This is a genomic window from Pseudomonas cremoris, assembly GCF_014230465.1.
This window is the reverse complement of record NZ_JAAXCY010000014.1, coordinates 1-15,973: the sequence shown is the minus strand read 5'-3', so window position 1 is coordinate 15,973 and position 15,973 is coordinate 1. Positions and strand designations below refer to the sequence as shown.

The following is a 15,973-nucleotide window of genomic DNA, read 5'->3' as shown; positions in this document are numbered from 1 at the left end:
CCACCCAGCGCGGGACAAGCCCGCTCACTACAGGGTTACACCAGGTGGAGCGCGGTCAGCAGCATGTCGATGGCCTTAATGCCTACGAACGGCACCAGAATCCCACCCAGCCCGTAGATCAGCAGGTTGCGACGCAGCAACGCCGCCGCACTCGCCGCCTGCACCCGTACACCGCGCAGCGCCAGGGGAATCAGCACCACGATGATCAGGGCGTTGAACACGATGGCCGAGAGAATCGCGCTTTGCGGGCTCTGCAGGTGCATCACGTTGAGCACGCCCAGTTGCGGGTAGATCGAGGCGAACAGCGCCGGCAGGATCGCGAAGTACTTGGCCACGTCGTTGGCGATGGAGAAGGTGGTAAGTGCGCCACGGGTCACCAGCAATTCCTTGCCGATCTGCACCACGTCCAGCAGCTTGGTCGGGTCGCTGTCGAGGTCGACCATGTTGGCGGCTTCGCGAGCGGCTTGGGTGCCGTCATTCATCGCCATGCCAACGTCAGCTTGGGCCAAGGCCGGTGCATCGTTGGCGCCGTCGCCGCACATGGCAACCAGGCGACCGTCGTTCTGCTCGTGACGAATGCGCGCGAGTTTTTTCTCCGGGGTGGCTTCGGCCAATACGTCGTCCACGCCCGCTTCAGCAGCAATTGCGGCAGCGGTGAGTGGATTGTCGCCGGTGACCATCACGGTACGGATGCCCAGCTTGCGCAGTTCGGCGAAACGTTCACGGATACCGGGTTTGACCACGTCCTTGAGGTGGATTGCACCGAGCAACTTACCGTCGGCGCACACCAGCAACGGGGTGCCGCCGCTTTGTGCGATCTTGTCGATCTCCCGCGACAACGCAGGTTGCAAGTCACGACGTTGTTGGCCGATGAAAGCGAGCAGCGAGTCCACCGCGCCTTTACGGAATACACGGCCTTGGTAATCGACACCGGACAAACGGGTTTCGGCACTGAAGGGCACCGAGGTCAGTTGGTCCAGCGACGGCTCGGCTTGCGGGTGCAAGGCACGCAGGTATTCAACAATGGATTTGCCTTCTGCGGTGTCGTCTGCCAGCGAAGCCAACAGGGCGCCTTCGGCCAAGTCACGGCCACTGACGCCAGGCGCTGCGATGACTGCTGCACAGCGACGATTTCCAAAGGTGATGGTGCCGGTTTTATCCAACAGCAACACATGTACGTCACCTGCTGCTTCCACGGCACGCCCGGATTTGGCGATCACGTTGAGACGCACCAGGCGGTCCATGCCGGCGATACCGATGGCCGACAACAAGCCGCCGATGGTGGTAGGAATCAGCGTCACCAACAGCGCAACCAAGAACACCAGCGGCAAGCTGCCATTGGCAAAGTGGGCGAACGGCTGCAGGGTCACCACCACCAGCAGGAAGATCAGCGTCAGGCCGATCAGCAGGATATCCAGCGCCACTTCGTTGGGGGTTTTCTGGCGTTTGGCGCCTTCTACCAGGGCGATCATGCGGTCGAGCGTGGACTCACCGGGGTTGACGGTAATACGCACCAACAACCAGTCCGACACCAGGCGGGTGTTGCCGGTGACAGCCGAACGATCGCCACCGGACTCACGGATGACCGGCGCGGATTCACCGGTGATCGCCGCTTCGTTGACCGCCGCGATACCTTCGATGACCTCGCCGTCACCGGGGATCATTTCCCCGGCGGCGACGCGCACCACATCACCTTTGCGCAAGCTGGTAGCCGGCACGACCTTGAAGCTGCCATCGGCCTCTTTACGCCTTGCACTCAAGCCTTCGCTGCCAGCCTTGAGGCTGTCGGCGCGGGCCTTGCCACGCCCTTCGGCCAAGGCTTCGGCGAAGTTGGCGAACAGCACGGTGAACCACAGCCACACGGCGATCTGTACGGCGACGTAGGTCGGTACAGTGGTTTCCGGCACAAAGCACAGCACGGTGGTGAGGATGGCGGTCAATTCGACCACCAGCATGACCGGGGAACGCTGCAGTTGACGCGGGTCCAGCTTGACGAACGCCTGGACCAGCGCAGGGCGCCACAGCGCAGAGATGGCGGTTTTGGCAGGCTCCTGGGTTTGCACAGGAGCGGCGTTTTTTGCAGGCATATTCATTTTCATATCCCTCAGAAGCCCATGCTCAGGTGTTCAGCAATCGGGCCCAGCGCCAGGGTCGGCAGGAAAGTCAGGCCGCCTACCAGCAAAATGGTCACGGTCAATAGGGTCACGAACAGTGGGCCATGGGTGGGAAAGCTGTTCTGGCCAATCGGCGCGGTCTTCTTCATTGCCAGGCTGCCCGCCAGGGCGAGTACCGGAAGGATGTAGCCGAAGCGGCCGATCAACATGCCCAGGCCCAACATCAGGTTGTGGAACGCAGTGTTGGCACTGAAACCACCAAACGCAGAGCCGTTGTTGGCACTGGCTGAGGTGTAGGCATAGAGCAACTGGCTGAAACCATGGGGGCCGGGGTTGCTGATAGCACCCGCCGGACCCGGCAAGCTGGCGGCGATGGCGCCCAGCACCAAGGTGCCCACCGGCATCACTAGCAAGGTCACCACCAGTAATTGCACTTCCTTGGCCTGGAGTTTCTTGCCCAGGTATTCCGGCGTACGGCCAATCATCAACCCGGCGAGGAACACCGCGATCAACACGTTCAGCAGCATGCCGTACATACCGGCGCCCACACCGCCGAAGATCACTTCGCCGACCATCATGTTGACCAGCGCCACCATGCCACTGAGGGGGTTGAGGCTGTCCTGCATGCCGTTGACCGAACCGTTGGACGCCGCCGTCGTGGTCACCGACCAGAGCACCGTGCCGGTGGTACCGAAGCGTGCTTCCTTACCTTCCAACGGTGCGGTTTGCTCGACGGCCGGGTTATTCAGCGTCGGGTTGGGCTGATACTCGGCCCACAGCGAGGTCGCACCGCCGATCAGGAACAGCGCCAGCATGCAGCCGAGGATCGCGCGACTCTGACGCAGGTCTTTAACGTAGTGGCCAAAGGTGAACACCAGTGCCACCGGGATCAGGATGATCGCCGCCAACTCAAACAGGTTGGCCCAGGCTGTCGGGTCTTCAAACGGGTGCGCCGAGTTGACGCCAAAGAAGCCGCCACCGTTGGTGCCCAATTGCTTGATCGCAATCTGGCTGGCTGCCGGGCCCAAGGGGATCACCTGATCCACACCTTGCATCGTCACTGCATCGACGTAATGCGCGAAGGTCTGTGGCACGCCCTGCCAGACCAGAAACAACGCCAGCACCAGGCACAACGGCAGCAAGCCATAGAGCGTGGCGCGGGTCATATCGACCCAGAAGTTGCCCAAAGTCTTGGTGGATTTGCGACCAATCCCACGGCACAACGCGACCAGGACTGCGAGGCCAGTGGCAGCACTGACGAAGTTCTGCACGGTCAGTCCCGCCATCTGGCTGAGGTAGCTGAGGGATGCCTCACCGCTGTAGGACTGCCAGTTGGTGTTGGTCATGAAACTGACCGCGGTGTTGAAGGCCAGTGTCCACTCCTGCCCCGGCAATTTCTGCGGGTTCAGTGGGAGATAGTCCTGGAACAGCAGGATCGCGAACAGCAAAACGAAACCGGCGAGGTTGAATGCCAACAGCGCCAAGGTGTACTTCTGCCAGCTCTGCTCTTCATGCGCGTCGACACCGGACAGGCGATAACAGGCATTTTCGACGGGCCCCAGAACCGGGCTCAGCCACGTGCGCTGGCCTTCCATCACCTTGTAATAGAATCGCCCCAGAAACGGTGCTGGCACCAACACCACGGCAAAGAAGGCAATGATCAGCCAATAGTCATAACTGTGCATGGCCCGCTCCTAGTTCCGATCCGCGCGTAACAGCGCAACCAGCAGATAAATGAACAGCGCCACGGCCAATAGCAGTGACACCCCGTCCAGAACGCTCATGGAAGTCTCTCCGTTTAGCGGCGTATTGCCGCGTGTGGGGCAATTGTCCGCAGGAGTGGCGTAAAGGAACGAGAGCGAGGGAGTGGGTGGGGCGTAAAGACGGCGTAAAGAGTGGGTTTATGCGGGGTTTACAGGGGGTTTTGTGGTGGCTGGGAGGGGCCCACACTCGACGGCGTTTCAACAGGAAATACACGGTCCAATGTGGGAGCGGGCTTGCCCGCGATGACGGCAGCCCAAGCAGCACCGCACTTATCTGGTGCAATGACGGAAACTTTCAAACGCCAAACCGTCTCTTTGGCGACAATTACGCCGCTTTACGACACAGATGCCTGGCATGGCATGTCCACTGCAACACCTTGAATCATTCCAACCGGTTCAGGGAGAGCAACACATGAACACACAACTCAAACCCACCCTAGGCACCCTGCATCTATGGGGCATTGCCGTAGGCCTGGTGATCTCCGGGGAATACTTCGGCTGGAGCTACGGCTGGGGCGTCGCCGGAACCCTGGGCTTTCTGGTGACCTCGCTGATGGTCGCCGCGATGTACACCTGCTTTATCTTTAGTTTCACCGAGCTGACTACCGCCATTCCCCATGCCGGCGGGCCATTTGCCTACAGCCGTCGAGCGTTTGGCGAGAAAGGTGGCTTGATTGCCGGCCTTGCGACCCTGATCGAATTCGTCTTCGCACCGCCAGCCATTGCCTTGGCCATCGGCGCTTACCTGAATGTGCAATTCCCGGCTCTGGACCCGAAACATGCGGCCGTCGGCGCCTACATCGTGTTCATGGGCCTGAACATCCTCGGTGTGAAACTTGCCGCCACTTTTGAGCTGGTGGTGTGCGTATTGGCCGTCGCCGAACTGCTGGTGTTCATGGGCGTGGTTGCCCCGGCGTTCAGCTTCAGCAATTTCGCCCTCAATGGCTGGGCCGGCTCCGACACCTTCGGCGCCCCAGCGATTGCCGGCATGTTTGCCGCGATTCCCTTCGCCATCTGGTTCTTCCTCGCCATCGAAGGCGCAGCCATGGCCGCCGAAGAAGCGAAAGATCCCAAGCGCACCATTCCAAAAGCCTACATCAGCGGCATCCTCACGTTGGTGGTCCTGGCCATGGGCGTAATGTTCTTCGCCGGCGGCGTGGGCGACTGGCGCAGCCTGTCCAACATCAACGACCCACTGCCACAAGCCATGAAAACCGTCGTAGGCGACAGCTCCGGCTGGTTACACATGCTGGTGTGGATCGGCCTGTTCGGCCTGGTAGCCAGTTTCCACGGCATCATCCTCGGCTACTCGCGCCAGTTCTTCGCCCTCGCCCGCGCCGGTTACCTGCCCTCCTTCCTCGCCAAACTGTCGCGCTTCCAGACACCCCATCGAGCAATCATTGCAGGCGGCGTGGTCGGCATCGCCGCCATCTACAGCGATGGCTTGATCAACCTGGGCGGCATGACACTGACCGCAGCGATGATCACCATGGCAGTATTCGGCGCCATCGTGATGTACATCATGAGCATGCTCAGCCTGTTTAAACTGCGTAAGACCGAACCCCTGCTGGAGCGGACCTTTCGTGCACCGGGCTACCCGATCGTGCCGGGTATTGCGCTGGTACTGGCGGTGGTGTGCCTGGTGGCAATGGCGTGGTTCAACGCGCTGATCGGGTTGATCTTCCTGGGCTTTATGGCGGTAGGGTTTGCGTACTTCCAGATGACTGCGCAAGACCGTGCGGATGCGCCGGCGGATGTGATGTTGACGGGGCTATGAGCGCGCAAAAACAACGTGCGTTGAAGGCGAATTTATAGGAAGCGACATTCAATCAAGGCACAAATAACGGAGGGACTTTGAACGTTTCTCCGTATCGTAGGCCCCTGCCGCAATGTATTTGAATGACGTTATACCGATAAGGGAAGAGACGATTGCCGACTATCTATACCGTCAGCACGGCGACAGCATCTTGAGACAAAAAAGCACGAAACTCACACCCACTGTTACGCAGATGCGGCAGCGTCATTACGCATTTTGCTATGAAGCATCAGCCTCGCCACGTCTAGCGCACCTTAGAAAAACAACGCTTCCAAGGCCAGGCGTAAGTGCTATCTGCATGAAGCTAGATCGAGCACGGAGGAGAGCCGCCGCAACTCGCGCGCTATCAGTGGTAGATAGATTGCACTTCAATTAATACGAAAGACCTTACCTCAAGCGTCGCTCAAGGGGTTTCGCTTGCCATCATGCTAGGAAAGCCGTTCGTTAGTTCCGCCGAGCGCGAGGCACCTTCGGCGGCCAAGAGCAGCCGATCAGCTCTAGAGAACCTATCAATCCACGTGAGGTGAAAAACCTGCCACACCACACCTGCCTTTCTGATTTTCAGAACCTCGCTTTCAAAGCTTAACGCAGTGGTGATGTGAGCCCTAAAACAGGATCTCAGTGGACCGTCGTAGCAGGACTTTGTGCACAAAAAGGTCAAAAAATACGAGGTGCGCGATAATGCGTGCGATATTCCTTTGCCACTCAACAGTATTTTCGCGCAAACTATCGTCAAATAGGCTATAGGCCAGCACGGACAGCTGCAGCTGCAGCTCACGTTGAGCACATTCAGGAAGAACGCGATGACATGCGCAAAATGAAGAAAATAGCAATTCTTCAATCCAACTATATTCCTTGGAAGGGATATTTTGACATAATCGCCGCCGTGGATGAGTTCATCCTCTACGATGACATGCAATATACAAAAAATGATTGGCGAAACCGCAACAGAATTAAAACGCCAAAAGGGCTTGAATGGCTAACTATCCCTGCAGGCTCAGATATCAGCCGCCGTATAAGAGATGTTGAATTACGCGACGACAGATGGCAATTGAAACACTGGAAGACGATTGTCGCCAACTACAGCAAGTCTGCGCACTTTGATGAAATTTCTGAATGGTTAAAACCTTTGTATTTAAATATGCATCACACCAATCTCAGCCAACTCAATCGTCAATTTATCGACGCAATCTGTAATTATCTAGATATAAGAACAAAAATCTCATACTCCTGGGAATACTCACTGACACCAGGAAAGTCACAACGCCTTGTCGACTTATGCATTCAAACAAACGCACAAGAATACATATCCGGCCCCGCAGCCAAAGGTTATTTAGAGGAATCAATTTTTGCCGAAACAGGCATAAAAATAACTTGGTTTGACTACTCTAACTACTCACAGCACCCCCAACTTTGGGGAGACTTTACGCACGAAGCTAGCATTCTTGACCTGCTATTCAACTGCGGAAAGCTGTCAAAAACTCACATGAAGCATATAAAGCCTTGAAACTCTCAGTTATCACCACGCTCTATAAATCCAGCATGTTTTTGGAAGAATTTTGCCAACGGGCGATTTCTGCAGCACAAAAACTGGTTGGCGACGACTATGAACTCATACTCATCAATGATGGCTCTCCCGATGATTCGATTCAGCGAGCACTCGAATTACAGAAGCACCATGAGCACATAAAAATCGTGGATCTATCGAGAAATTTCGGCCACCATGCCGCGATAGTCGCCGGGCTAGAGCTTAGTATTGGCGAACGTGTTTTTTTGATGGACTGCGACCTCGAGGAGCACCCCGAATGGCTCTCACTATTTTCGGAAAGAATGGATAGCAGTGGGGCAGATGTTATCTACGGTGTACAGCAACAACGAACAGCCTCTCGCACTTCAAATTTTTTTGGAGAATTGTTCTGGTCGGCCTTAAACTTCATGTCCAGTGTCCGCATACCTCACAACCCCATGACATGTCGGTTGATGACACGTAAATACGTTGACTCTCTGCTCACTGTTCAAGACCGAGTTTTATATCTAGCAGGAACATTTGCTTGGGCCGGTTTTACACAGATTGCAGTCCCCTTAACGAAAACACCGCGGACCAGCATTCAAAAATCAAGTTATAATTTATCACGAAAACTAATGCAAGTTGCGGACTCATTCGCCTCGTTCAGCGTAGCGCCTCTGATATTGCTATTCTTCACCGGCTTATCAATCTGGTTAGGCTCAATACTTTTTGCGATCGGCATACTGATTGAAAAAATACTGTTCCCGCAAACGATACTGTCTGGCTTTACTTCAATAATGATTTCAATTTGGTTTCTCGGTGGCACGATAATACTAGGTGTAGGTGTAACAGGGCTTTACATTGCAAAGATTTTTCAAGAAACCAAGCGCCGCCCTTTATATATCGTGCGTGAGACATACGGAAAAAAAAATGAAAAATAAACTGGACAACTTCATCGAAGCGTATGGAGAAGAGTTTAGCTACGCATTTGACAACAATATAATATTGAATTGGTACCCGCAGCGGATAATGAAAATCTGCTCAAACAATCAAAAATTACTTGAGCTTGGTATTGGTCATGGATTTTCGACTGATCGCTTCTCAAGATACTTCTCTGACCATGTCGTAGTTGACGGCTCTGCATCTGTAATCGAACAGTTTCGCCGAAAGCACCCCAATAACCGCGCCACAATAGTGGAAAGCTACTTCGAGCACTTCGAATGCGACTCAACGTTTGATCTGATTATCATGGGCTTCGTATTAGAACATGTCGAGGACCCTCAAGTTGTATTGAAGAGATTTAAAAAGTTCTTAAGCCCGGGGGGTAGTTGTTTCATAATGGTACCCAACGGTGAATCCTTGCACAGGCGGCTCGGCCATTCCGCGGGCTTACTAAATGACATGATGGCGCTGGGGCAGGGTGACTTGGAGCTTGGACATAATCGTCTTTATTCGTCGGAGAGTCTCACGACCGAACTGAATCAAGCCGGTTATCATATTGTACGTAAAGAAGGACTATTTCTTAAACCATTTACAACACCCCAGCTAAAGTCACTAAACTTGGACGACGCGATCATTGATGCAATGTGCACGATAGGCATAGATTATCCAGAGCTAAGCTGTGCGCTACTGTTTGAAGCTAAGATCAATACCCCGTGAATTTTTTAATTATTGGCGGTTCATCCTCCATAGGGCGCGCAATCGGTGACAAGCTTAAAAGCTCGGGAACCGTCAAATACGCAGGTCGAAAACAAGCTGACCTTTTTTTTGATTTGAGCGATTGGGAAGCGAAACCACATGTTATCGAAAATTTCGACGTAATTGTGCACGTTGCTGCGGATTTTGGCGGAGCGACAACAGATGATTACATTCGAAGTGAAATGGTCAATGCCGTGGGAACGTTGTCAGTGTGCCGTCTAGCCGAAGCATGTCAAGCCAAACACTTAGTCGTGCTGTCATCGTTATCCGCGGCTTACCAATTGGGCGATCCTTACTACAGTATTTATGCACTCTCCAAAAAGCATGCCGAAGAGACGGCGCGTTTTTTTTGCTCGGAGCGCGAACTGGCATTGACAATACTACGTCCCAGCCAGGTGTATGATGCAGAGGGTAAGTGTCGTAAACACCAGCCTCTTCTTTACAGCATGGCCGACAGCGCACAAGCAGGGCACGACATTAACCTTTACGGAAACCGTGACCCCCTGCGAAACTATCTCTATTTGGACGACCTTTCAACCATCTGTAGCTTGGTAATTAATACCAGAACTACGGGAACATTTGATTGTGCACACCCCAAAAGCCTACGATTGAGTGAAGTCGCCCAAGCCGCGTTTTCCGCGTTTAACAATGGAGGATCCGTACAATTTGATCACGAAAAATCAAACCTATTCGATCTTCCATCATTACCCACCCATTTTCTTTATAGAGAGCTGGGGTTTTACCCGCTAGTCGATATGAAACAGGGATTTGAACGCATTCGAACGTTTAGAGCGAGCACGTGATGAAAACAGTAATGGTAACCGGCGTCGGCGCAATAATGGGTTATGGACTACTCAAGTCACTGCGCGCCTCTATACCTGACCTCACATTGATTGGCACGGACATTTATGAGGACGCCGTAGGGCGTGCATGGTGTGACGCGTTCGAACAAGCACCGCTCACATCAAGTCCGCAATATGAGGAATGGCTGCTAACGACAATTGAAAGACACCAAGTAAATCTTCTAATACCTGGGATCGAACAGGATGTTCACTGGCTATCAGATCATAGATCACAATTAGAGGCACTCAATTGCAAAACAGTTATTAACAATAAAAAACTGATTGATCTGTCCCGAGACAAATGGGCTATGCATCAGGAACTGGAAGCCATTGACGACACCAGCAGAATACCGAGTAGCTTGACAGGAACGTTCGACTCTCTATCGAAGTTATATGGACTGCCCTTCCTCCTAAAGCCCCGGAGCAGTTATGCATCCAAGGGACTGATTTGGGTGGAAAAAAACGTCGATTTCGAAAGAAGCTCGGAAAACCTAGGCCAGCCACTCATGGCTCAGCCTATAATTGGTACAAATGACCAAGAATATACGGTTGCCGTCTTTGGCGATGGCAAGGGGGGCATTTGCGCATCTATAACATTCCAGCGAAATCTTGCGGCAGATGGTTCAACGTCTAAAGCACGCGTCCGACACGTGGAAAGTTTGAACCTGGCCGTTTCACGCCTTTGCAAACATTTTAAGCCTGTCGGCCCTACCAATCTTCAATTTCGACTTGATAAGAATGACGTATGGAAGCTACTGGAAATAAACCCTAGGATATCGTCCACGAGCTCTATGCGCACAGCATTTGGGTATAATGAAGCCGCGATGTGCGTTGAGTTCTATTTACAGAACAAAATGCCAGTACAACCGATAATCCGCAATGGCTTTGCAATTCGTTACATAGAGGACCATGTTATTTATGATCGGGATCATTTCTGATATCCATGGTAACCACGTCGCGCTTTCAGCAGTCCTCAGAACGCTTGACGACCTAGGCGCAACTGACATCATCTGTTTAGGCGACATAGGCGGCTACTACTGCCAAATTAACCAATGCTGTGAAACGCTTCGCCAACGAAATATATTTGCTGTTATGGGAAACCACGACTGGTATCTCGCCAAAGGTGAGCCCTGCCCTCGCTCTAACAGTGCCAATGTCTGCTTAGACTATCAGCGTACAGTAATTACTCCCGACAATTTGGTATGGCTAGCATCATTACCAGAACGAGCAATTATCCATGGACTCGATATTGTTCATGGCGGTTGGAATGATCCTATCGACGAATATGTGAGACCCAGCCAAGAATACTTTTCGGGCTTACCTGGCAATCACTTTGCTTCAGGCCATACTCACGTTCAATGCGTGTGGAGCAGCGGTGATAAACACTACTGTAATCCGGGGTCCGTCGGGCAGCCTCGTGACGGGAACTCGAAGGCGGCGTTTGCAACATGGGATGGTAGTTCGTTCGAATTACACCGAGTCGATTATGACATCGAGAAAATTCAAAAAGAAATGGCGCTTGCTGGTTTCTCACCTTACTACTCAGAAAACCTCTCGAGTGGCACCAGTATTGGCGGAAGAATAAGTAAAATTTAAGCCAAGGTATATGAATCACACATTCTTACAACTAATAAAATATGGACTAGTCGGTCTAACCACAAACACTGCGGGTTACCTTTTATATCTGTGGACGGTCCACCTGGGAATCTCTCCTATTTTAGCGATGACACTATTGTATATTCTTGGTGCTACCATGGGTTTCATTGGCAATCGCAAATTGACATTTAAGTACACTGGAAGTTTGCTTGGGTCTGGTAGCCGATATTTGCTGACACATCTAGCTGGTTACACTTTAAATCTTGGGATTTTGGTAATATTCGTTGATAAACTCGGCTACCCCCATCAGCTTATTCAAGCAATAGCCATCCTCACTGTTGCAGCTTTTCTATTCATCATGTTCAAAACGGTCGTATTTAGGAGCCCACAGAAATGACATCGGCACGCACGCCCTTTCCCGAGAAAACATTCGCAATTCTTGCAAATGCGGAAGCAAGCCACTGGTGGTTCCGTGCTCGCAATCGAATACTTTTATGGGCACTGGCTACGCGTATCGGCCGTTTTAAAAACTTCCTCGAGATTGGTTGCGGGACCGGATTTGTTCTCGAAGGCGTCAGCAAAGCCTATCCAGATGTCGAGATGCACGGTTCAGAGTACTATGAAGAAGGCTTAAGCTATGCGCGACAACGGCTTCCATCAGCGACATTTTCACAACTTGACGCTACGAAAATGACGGAGAAAGAAAGGTATGATGTTATCGGCGCCTTCGATGTCATTGAGCATATAGAACATGATCAATTGGTACTCAAAAATTTATGCAATGCGCTTACGCCTAACGGATCGCTTATAATTTCCGTCCCACAACACCGCTGGTTATGGTCGGAAGTTGATGAGTATGCTTGCCATGTACGTCGCTACACACGCTCTGAACTGGCAAAAAAAATTCGTGATGCTGGACTCTCTGTAACATATTCAACATCGTTCGTAAGCTTTCTCGTACCGCTGATGTGGGTTTCACGATTAAGGGCTCGGACGAACAAATACGATCCAATGGCGGAATTCCAAATAAAAAGTTGGCTAAACTATTCGCTCGAGCAAGTAATGAAATTAGAACTTTTCTTGTTAAAGCTAGGAGTACGCATTCCACTCGGAGGCTCTTTACTTATGATTGCGAAAAAAAATAACAGAAAATAATTACTTTTTCAATAACCAGGCAATGTCGCTATTGAGGAGCGCTAACGTGACCACTGACAGGATTCTATTCAACCGCCCCTATATGACAGGGAAAGAACTCAGCTATATTACCGAAGCCAAAACAGGAAATATGCTGGCCGGAGATGGACCTTTCACTAAACGTTGTCACCAATGGATAGAGCAAAGCACCGGCTGTAATAAAGCGTTGCTCACTCACTCATGCACTGCTTCGTTGGAAATAGCGGCATTGCTGCTCGACATCCGCCCCGGTGACGAAATCATTATGCCTTCGTATACTTTTGTATCGACAGCAAACGCATTTGTGCTTCGAGGCGGAGTTCCAGTATTTGTAGACATTCGTGCTGATACGCTTAATTTAGATGAAAACCTCATTGAGGCCGCGATCACACCCCGAACCACAGCGATCGTTCCTGTTCACTATGCCGGCGTTGCGTGCGAAATGGACAGCATCATGAGAATTGCTGAAAAGCACAATCTCAAGGTCGTTGAGGATGCAGCCCAGGGGGTGATGTCTAGCTATAAAGGACGCGCGCTTGGCAGTATCGGTGATTTCGGTGCGTTTAGCTTCCACGAGACAAAGAATGTCATATCTGGTGAAGGCGGCGCCTTGCTAGTCAACGATTCAAATATGTCTTTACGTGCAGAAATGATTAGAGAAAAGGGTACCGATCGTAGCCGTTTTTTCCGTGGAGAAATCGACAAGTATACTTGGCAAGAAGTGGGTTCATCGTTTCTTCCAGGTGAGTTAATCGCGGCTTTCCTTTGGGCCCAACTCGAAGAAGCTAGTGCGATAACGGAAGCGAGACTAAAAATTTGGAACAACTATCATTCGATGCTGTCACCCCTTGAATCCAAAGGACTACTTCGACGGCCAATTATTCCTGTCGAATGCAAACACAACGCGCACATGTACTACATCCTCCTTAGCCCACAAATTGATCGGCAGGCGGTATTGACGAGATTAAAAGAAAAAAACATCTACTCTGTATTTCATTATGTTCCACTGCACTCTTCACCAGCTGGCAAACGGTATGCAAAAGTACATGGTTCAATGGAGGTTACGGAGCGTCAATCAGAACGCTTGTTACGACTACCTCTATGGGTCGGATTAACCAATGAACAGCAGAAAAGAATAGTCAATGCGCTGACGAAAATTATTGAAGAGTTAAAATAATATAGCGCTTAATGCTCATCGGTGCCTTTCAATCGAAATAGAAAAATGATCAACTGAAAAGGCACCTGTAGTGTGGCCCTTGACTTAGGGTCTAATATTAATACAGGACTGATTAACAGCAATAGAATTCATAGGTTTTAATAACGCCTGCCTTGGACGCCCCTCATACCCTCCAGCCCCCTTTGCTGTGTCCCAAGACGCCATATTTTCATAGTCTGACGGAGACGCCCCGAAAGTGACAACAATTTCATCGGATATACTCCGAGGGCCATTTTCCTCAATCAAGATCCAGGCATTGGCAAGCTGCTCACATGGCACTTTTTTCAGTGCTTCAACTGCAAGTTTATAACTACCTGAATACCCACCAATCATCCAAGCCTGTCCAATACTTGCAGCTCCGATAGAATATAAAACACCTGGCGATTGGCCAGTCAAATCGATCATCGGCGTACCCATCTTAAACCCCGCCAATCGAGTACCGGCAATCACATCCTCTAAATACTTGGCATACGCTTCGGACAACACTAAAGTCGAGCCATTGGCGCCGATCTCTACGCTGTGCGAATTAAGACGTAGTGGCTTTGGTTGCCTGTAAGGCAATTCCATTCCACGCTGCAGCAAAATCACAACCACCAACTGAGTCAATATCGCCAAAGGCAGGAAAGTATAGGTCGCTTCACGTCCACGCAGTGCAGGGGCAATAAATACCAACCCCGCAAGCAGCCAAAAAAAACCAGCGGAACTGCCTATTTGCCAGTAGTTGTTGTTAGTACCAAAAGCATAGACATGCGGCAGAAGCATAAATAAAAATGCGGCTGACAAGCGCTGCCGTGACAAACTGGAAATGGTTTCTCGCCAATAAAAACTTGCGCTCAACAGCAAGGCTGTTGCGGGGACGACACATAAAAGCAAGCCGCTAAAACTATTATACTCTACTTTAAAAACTATCTGGCCAAATAGCAACGCAAAAACACATATCGTCGCCACACCTACTAAAAAAAACCCAGCGAATCTAGTTAAGTTCCTATTTGAACGCAAAAAACATACAGATAGGGTGCAGACAACAAGCAAACAAACAAAAATAACAAAATCACTTTTCGAGACTAAAAATGAATCAAACCTCAGAATCTCTCGAAACGTGTGCCCTCCTCCGAGATAATTCAAAAAATCAAGCGCAGTATGCATTCTCCTTTCAAAACCGATCAAACTCCCATCAATAAGTAACGCACTGCCCGCAAATAAAACGACCACTACAATAGCGCACAGCGCCATCATCAAAATATTAATTTTATTTGAAATAAACAAATAAATTAAAGCAATGAACCCGACCGCAGCAGCGCTGCTAGGCTTGGCCATAAAAGCTAGCCATCCACCGACACCAATTAATAACCAGCCTATTACACACTCTTTACTTATACGCTTCTGAGCAATAAATAATCCAGCACCGATGATTAAGAGCGCTTGTAAATTCAAGCTATTATAGCTTGGAGACGGAACCCAGACATTAAAGAAAACCAAACCTCCGATTGCAAAACAAAACGATACAAAAAATCGCTTTATTTTATCACGCGCACGGTCCGAAAATGACTCTCTTACTACCAAATCAACTAACAACCAACTCAATAAAAAAGTCAAACATACGTTAAAAACTCTTAACAGAACGACATTCCCTTTCAGTAGCGTATAGAATGGATGATAAAGATAACCAAATTGTGAAAGTGACCAATCATAGAGTTTAGGCGTTGCAATCCAAACCAGATAATAGCCTTCGTCGGTAAAGTCAAAACCGTACCGACTATATATCACCAGCCATACAAGAACCCCGACTGCGCCAACAACTGAACAAATCATCAATCCATATTCTATGGCCGCAAATTTATTTGTATTGCCGGGCTTGCGGGCCTCGAATTCATTCACATCACAAACAACACCCATAGATAAAACCTTATATTATATCAACTTTAAAAAGTAGAACCTCATCATTTTCAACCACTACTAAAACTGTCGCCAATGCCTATAGAACTAAAAGCTGATTTAAGTCACACATGCGGCGTAACTACAGAATTCTATAAGTTGCGACAATCACGAAAATGCTGAAAACTTAATTTTTAAGATTCTTATCCAATAAGGTAGCAAGCCGGAACCTGGACCTGGACAGTTCTAATATTCACTTCACACTTGACTCAGTTAGGTCGCTCCCACTGATTGTCCATCATCGCTTTCGATCGACCGTCTCGGATGTTTCTCGCCCCCCCCCCCCCCCCAGACCCGGCACACGCAATATGAC

At 50.6% G+C, this 15,973-nt stretch carries 14 protein-coding genes; 10 read left to right on the top strand and 4 right to left on the bottom strand.

Going from position 1 to position 15,973, the window contains the following annotated elements; translation table 11 throughout:
• Positions 1-35: 35 nt before the first annotated feature.
• The 3 genes from kdpB to kdpF are packed head-to-tail and all read right to left on the bottom strand — an operon-like array spanning position 36 to position 3,898.
• On the bottom strand, positions 36-2,093 hold the full coding sequence (gene kdpB / locus HF257_RS28480; protein WP_185708764.1) for a potassium-transporting ATPase subunit KdpB: 2,058 nt from the start codon (positions 2,091-2,093) through the stop codon (positions 36-38).
• An 11-nt stretch (positions 2,094-2,104) separates the two neighbouring features.
• A complete protein-coding gene (gene kdpA / locus HF257_RS28475; protein ID WP_185708763.1) occupies positions 2,105-3,799 on the bottom strand; it encodes a potassium-transporting ATPase subunit KdpA in 1,695 nt (564 codons plus the stop codon).
• Positions 3,800-3,808: 9 nt separating this feature from the next.
• Entirely contained in the window at positions 3,809-3,898 is a 90-nt protein-coding gene (gene kdpF / locus HF257_RS28470) for a K(+)-transporting ATPase subunit F (RefSeq protein ID WP_003218754.1), read from the bottom strand.
• Positions 3,899-4,289: 391 nt separating this feature from the next.
• Here kdpF and eat point away from each other — a divergent pair, with 391 nt between their 5' ends.
• From eat to rffA, 10 genes are all read left to right on the top strand, one after another.
• Positions 4,290-5,654, top strand: coding sequence for an ethanolamine permease (gene eat, locus HF257_RS28465; protein ID WP_185708762.1), 1,365 nt, complete (start codon positions 4,290-4,292; stop codon positions 5,652-5,654).
• A gap of 724 nt (positions 5,655-6,378) precedes the next feature.
• Entirely contained in the window at positions 6,379-7,200 is an 822-nt protein-coding gene (locus HF257_RS28460) for a WbqC family protein (RefSeq protein WP_332872228.1), read from the top strand.
• A complete protein-coding gene (locus tag HF257_RS28455; RefSeq protein WP_185708761.1) occupies positions 7,197-8,141 on the top strand; it encodes a glycosyltransferase family 2 protein in 945 nt (314 codons plus the stop codon). The genes HF257_RS28460 and HF257_RS28455 overlap by 4 nt, the downstream gene beginning before the upstream one ends.
• A complete protein-coding gene (locus HF257_RS28450; RefSeq protein WP_185708760.1) occupies positions 8,131-8,859 on the top strand; it encodes a class I SAM-dependent methyltransferase in 729 nt (242 codons plus the stop codon). The genes HF257_RS28455 and HF257_RS28450 overlap by 11 nt, the downstream gene beginning before the upstream one ends.
• On the top strand, positions 8,856-9,701 hold the full coding sequence (locus HF257_RS28445) for an NAD-dependent epimerase/dehydratase family protein (protein WP_185708759.1): 846 nt from the start codon (positions 8,856-8,858) through the stop codon (positions 9,699-9,701). The genes HF257_RS28450 and HF257_RS28445 overlap by 4 nt, the downstream gene beginning before the upstream one ends.
• On the top strand, positions 9,701-10,678 hold the full coding sequence (locus HF257_RS28440; RefSeq protein WP_185708758.1) for an ATP-grasp domain-containing protein: 978 nt from the start codon (positions 9,701-9,703) through the stop codon (positions 10,676-10,678). The genes HF257_RS28445 and HF257_RS28440 overlap by 1 nt, the downstream gene beginning before the upstream one ends.
• Positions 10,659-11,336 (top strand): metallophosphoesterase family protein, encoded by a 678-nt coding sequence (locus tag HF257_RS28435; protein WP_185708757.1) that lies wholly within the window; start codon positions 10,659-10,661, stop codon positions 11,334-11,336. The genes HF257_RS28440 and HF257_RS28435 overlap by 20 nt, the downstream gene beginning before the upstream one ends.
• A 10-nt stretch (positions 11,337-11,346) precedes the next feature.
• The gene (locus HF257_RS28430; RefSeq protein ID WP_185708756.1) at positions 11,347-11,733 is read left to right on the top strand and encodes a GtrA family protein; all 387 of its coding nucleotides are present in this window, start codon (positions 11,347-11,349) and stop codon (positions 11,731-11,733) included.
• Positions 11,730-12,491: a class I SAM-dependent methyltransferase gene (locus tag HF257_RS28425; protein ID WP_185708755.1), complete on the top strand. Its 762-nt coding sequence runs from the start codon at positions 11,730-11,732 to the stop codon at positions 12,489-12,491. The genes HF257_RS28430 and HF257_RS28425 overlap by 4 nt, the downstream gene beginning before the upstream one ends.
• Before the next feature lie 46 nt (positions 12,492-12,537).
• On the top strand, positions 12,538-13,686 hold the full coding sequence (gene rffA / locus HF257_RS28420; RefSeq protein ID WP_332872227.1) for a dTDP-4-amino-4,6-dideoxygalactose transaminase: 1,149 nt from the start codon (positions 12,538-12,540) through the stop codon (positions 13,684-13,686).
• An 84-nt stretch (positions 13,687-13,770) separates the two neighbouring features.
• Here the strand turns inward: rffA and HF257_RS28415 are convergent, their stop codons facing one another.
• Positions 13,771-15,621, bottom strand: coding sequence for a hypothetical protein (locus tag HF257_RS28415; RefSeq protein ID WP_185708754.1), 1,851 nt, complete (start codon positions 15,619-15,621; stop codon positions 13,771-13,773).
• Positions 15,622-15,973: the final 352 nt, after the last annotated feature.

What these genes read in the sequence shown, in the direction of transcription:
- eat (WP_185708762.1), top strand. Translation starts at nt 4,290, where the DNA reads ATGAACACACAACTCAAACCCACCCTAGGCACCCTGCATCTATGGGGC.
- kdpB (WP_185708764.1), bottom strand. Translation starts at nt 2,093, where the DNA reads ATGAATATGCCTGCAAAAAACGCCGCTCCTGTGCAAACCCAGGAGCCT.
- HF257_RS28450 (WP_185708760.1), top strand. Translation starts at nt 8,131, where the DNA reads ATGAAAAATAAACTGGACAACTTCATCGAAGCGTATGGAGAAGAGTTT.
- kdpA (WP_185708763.1), bottom strand. Translation starts at nt 3,799, where the DNA reads ATGCACAGTTATGACTATTGGCTGATCATTGCCTTCTTTGCCGTGGTG.
- HF257_RS28430 (WP_185708756.1), top strand. Translation starts at nt 11,347, where the DNA reads ATGAATCACACATTCTTACAACTAATAAAATATGGACTAGTCGGTCTA.
- HF257_RS28435 (WP_185708757.1), top strand. Translation starts at nt 10,659, where the DNA reads ATGATCGGGATCATTTCTGATATCCATGGTAACCACGTCGCGCTTTCA.
- kdpF (WP_003218754.1), bottom strand. Translation starts at nt 3,898, where the DNA reads ATGAGCGTTCTGGACGGGGTGTCACTGCTATTGGCCGTGGCGCTGTTC.
- HF257_RS28415 (WP_185708754.1), bottom strand. Translation starts at nt 15,621, where the DNA reads ATGGGTGTTGTTTGTGATGTGAATGAATTCGAGGCCCGCAAGCCCGGC.
- HF257_RS28440 (WP_185708758.1), top strand. Translation starts at nt 9,701, where the DNA reads ATGAAAACAGTAATGGTAACCGGCGTCGGCGCAATAATGGGTTATGGA.
- HF257_RS28425 (WP_185708755.1), top strand. Translation starts at nt 11,730, where the DNA reads ATGACATCGGCACGCACGCCCTTTCCCGAGAAAACATTCGCAATTCTT.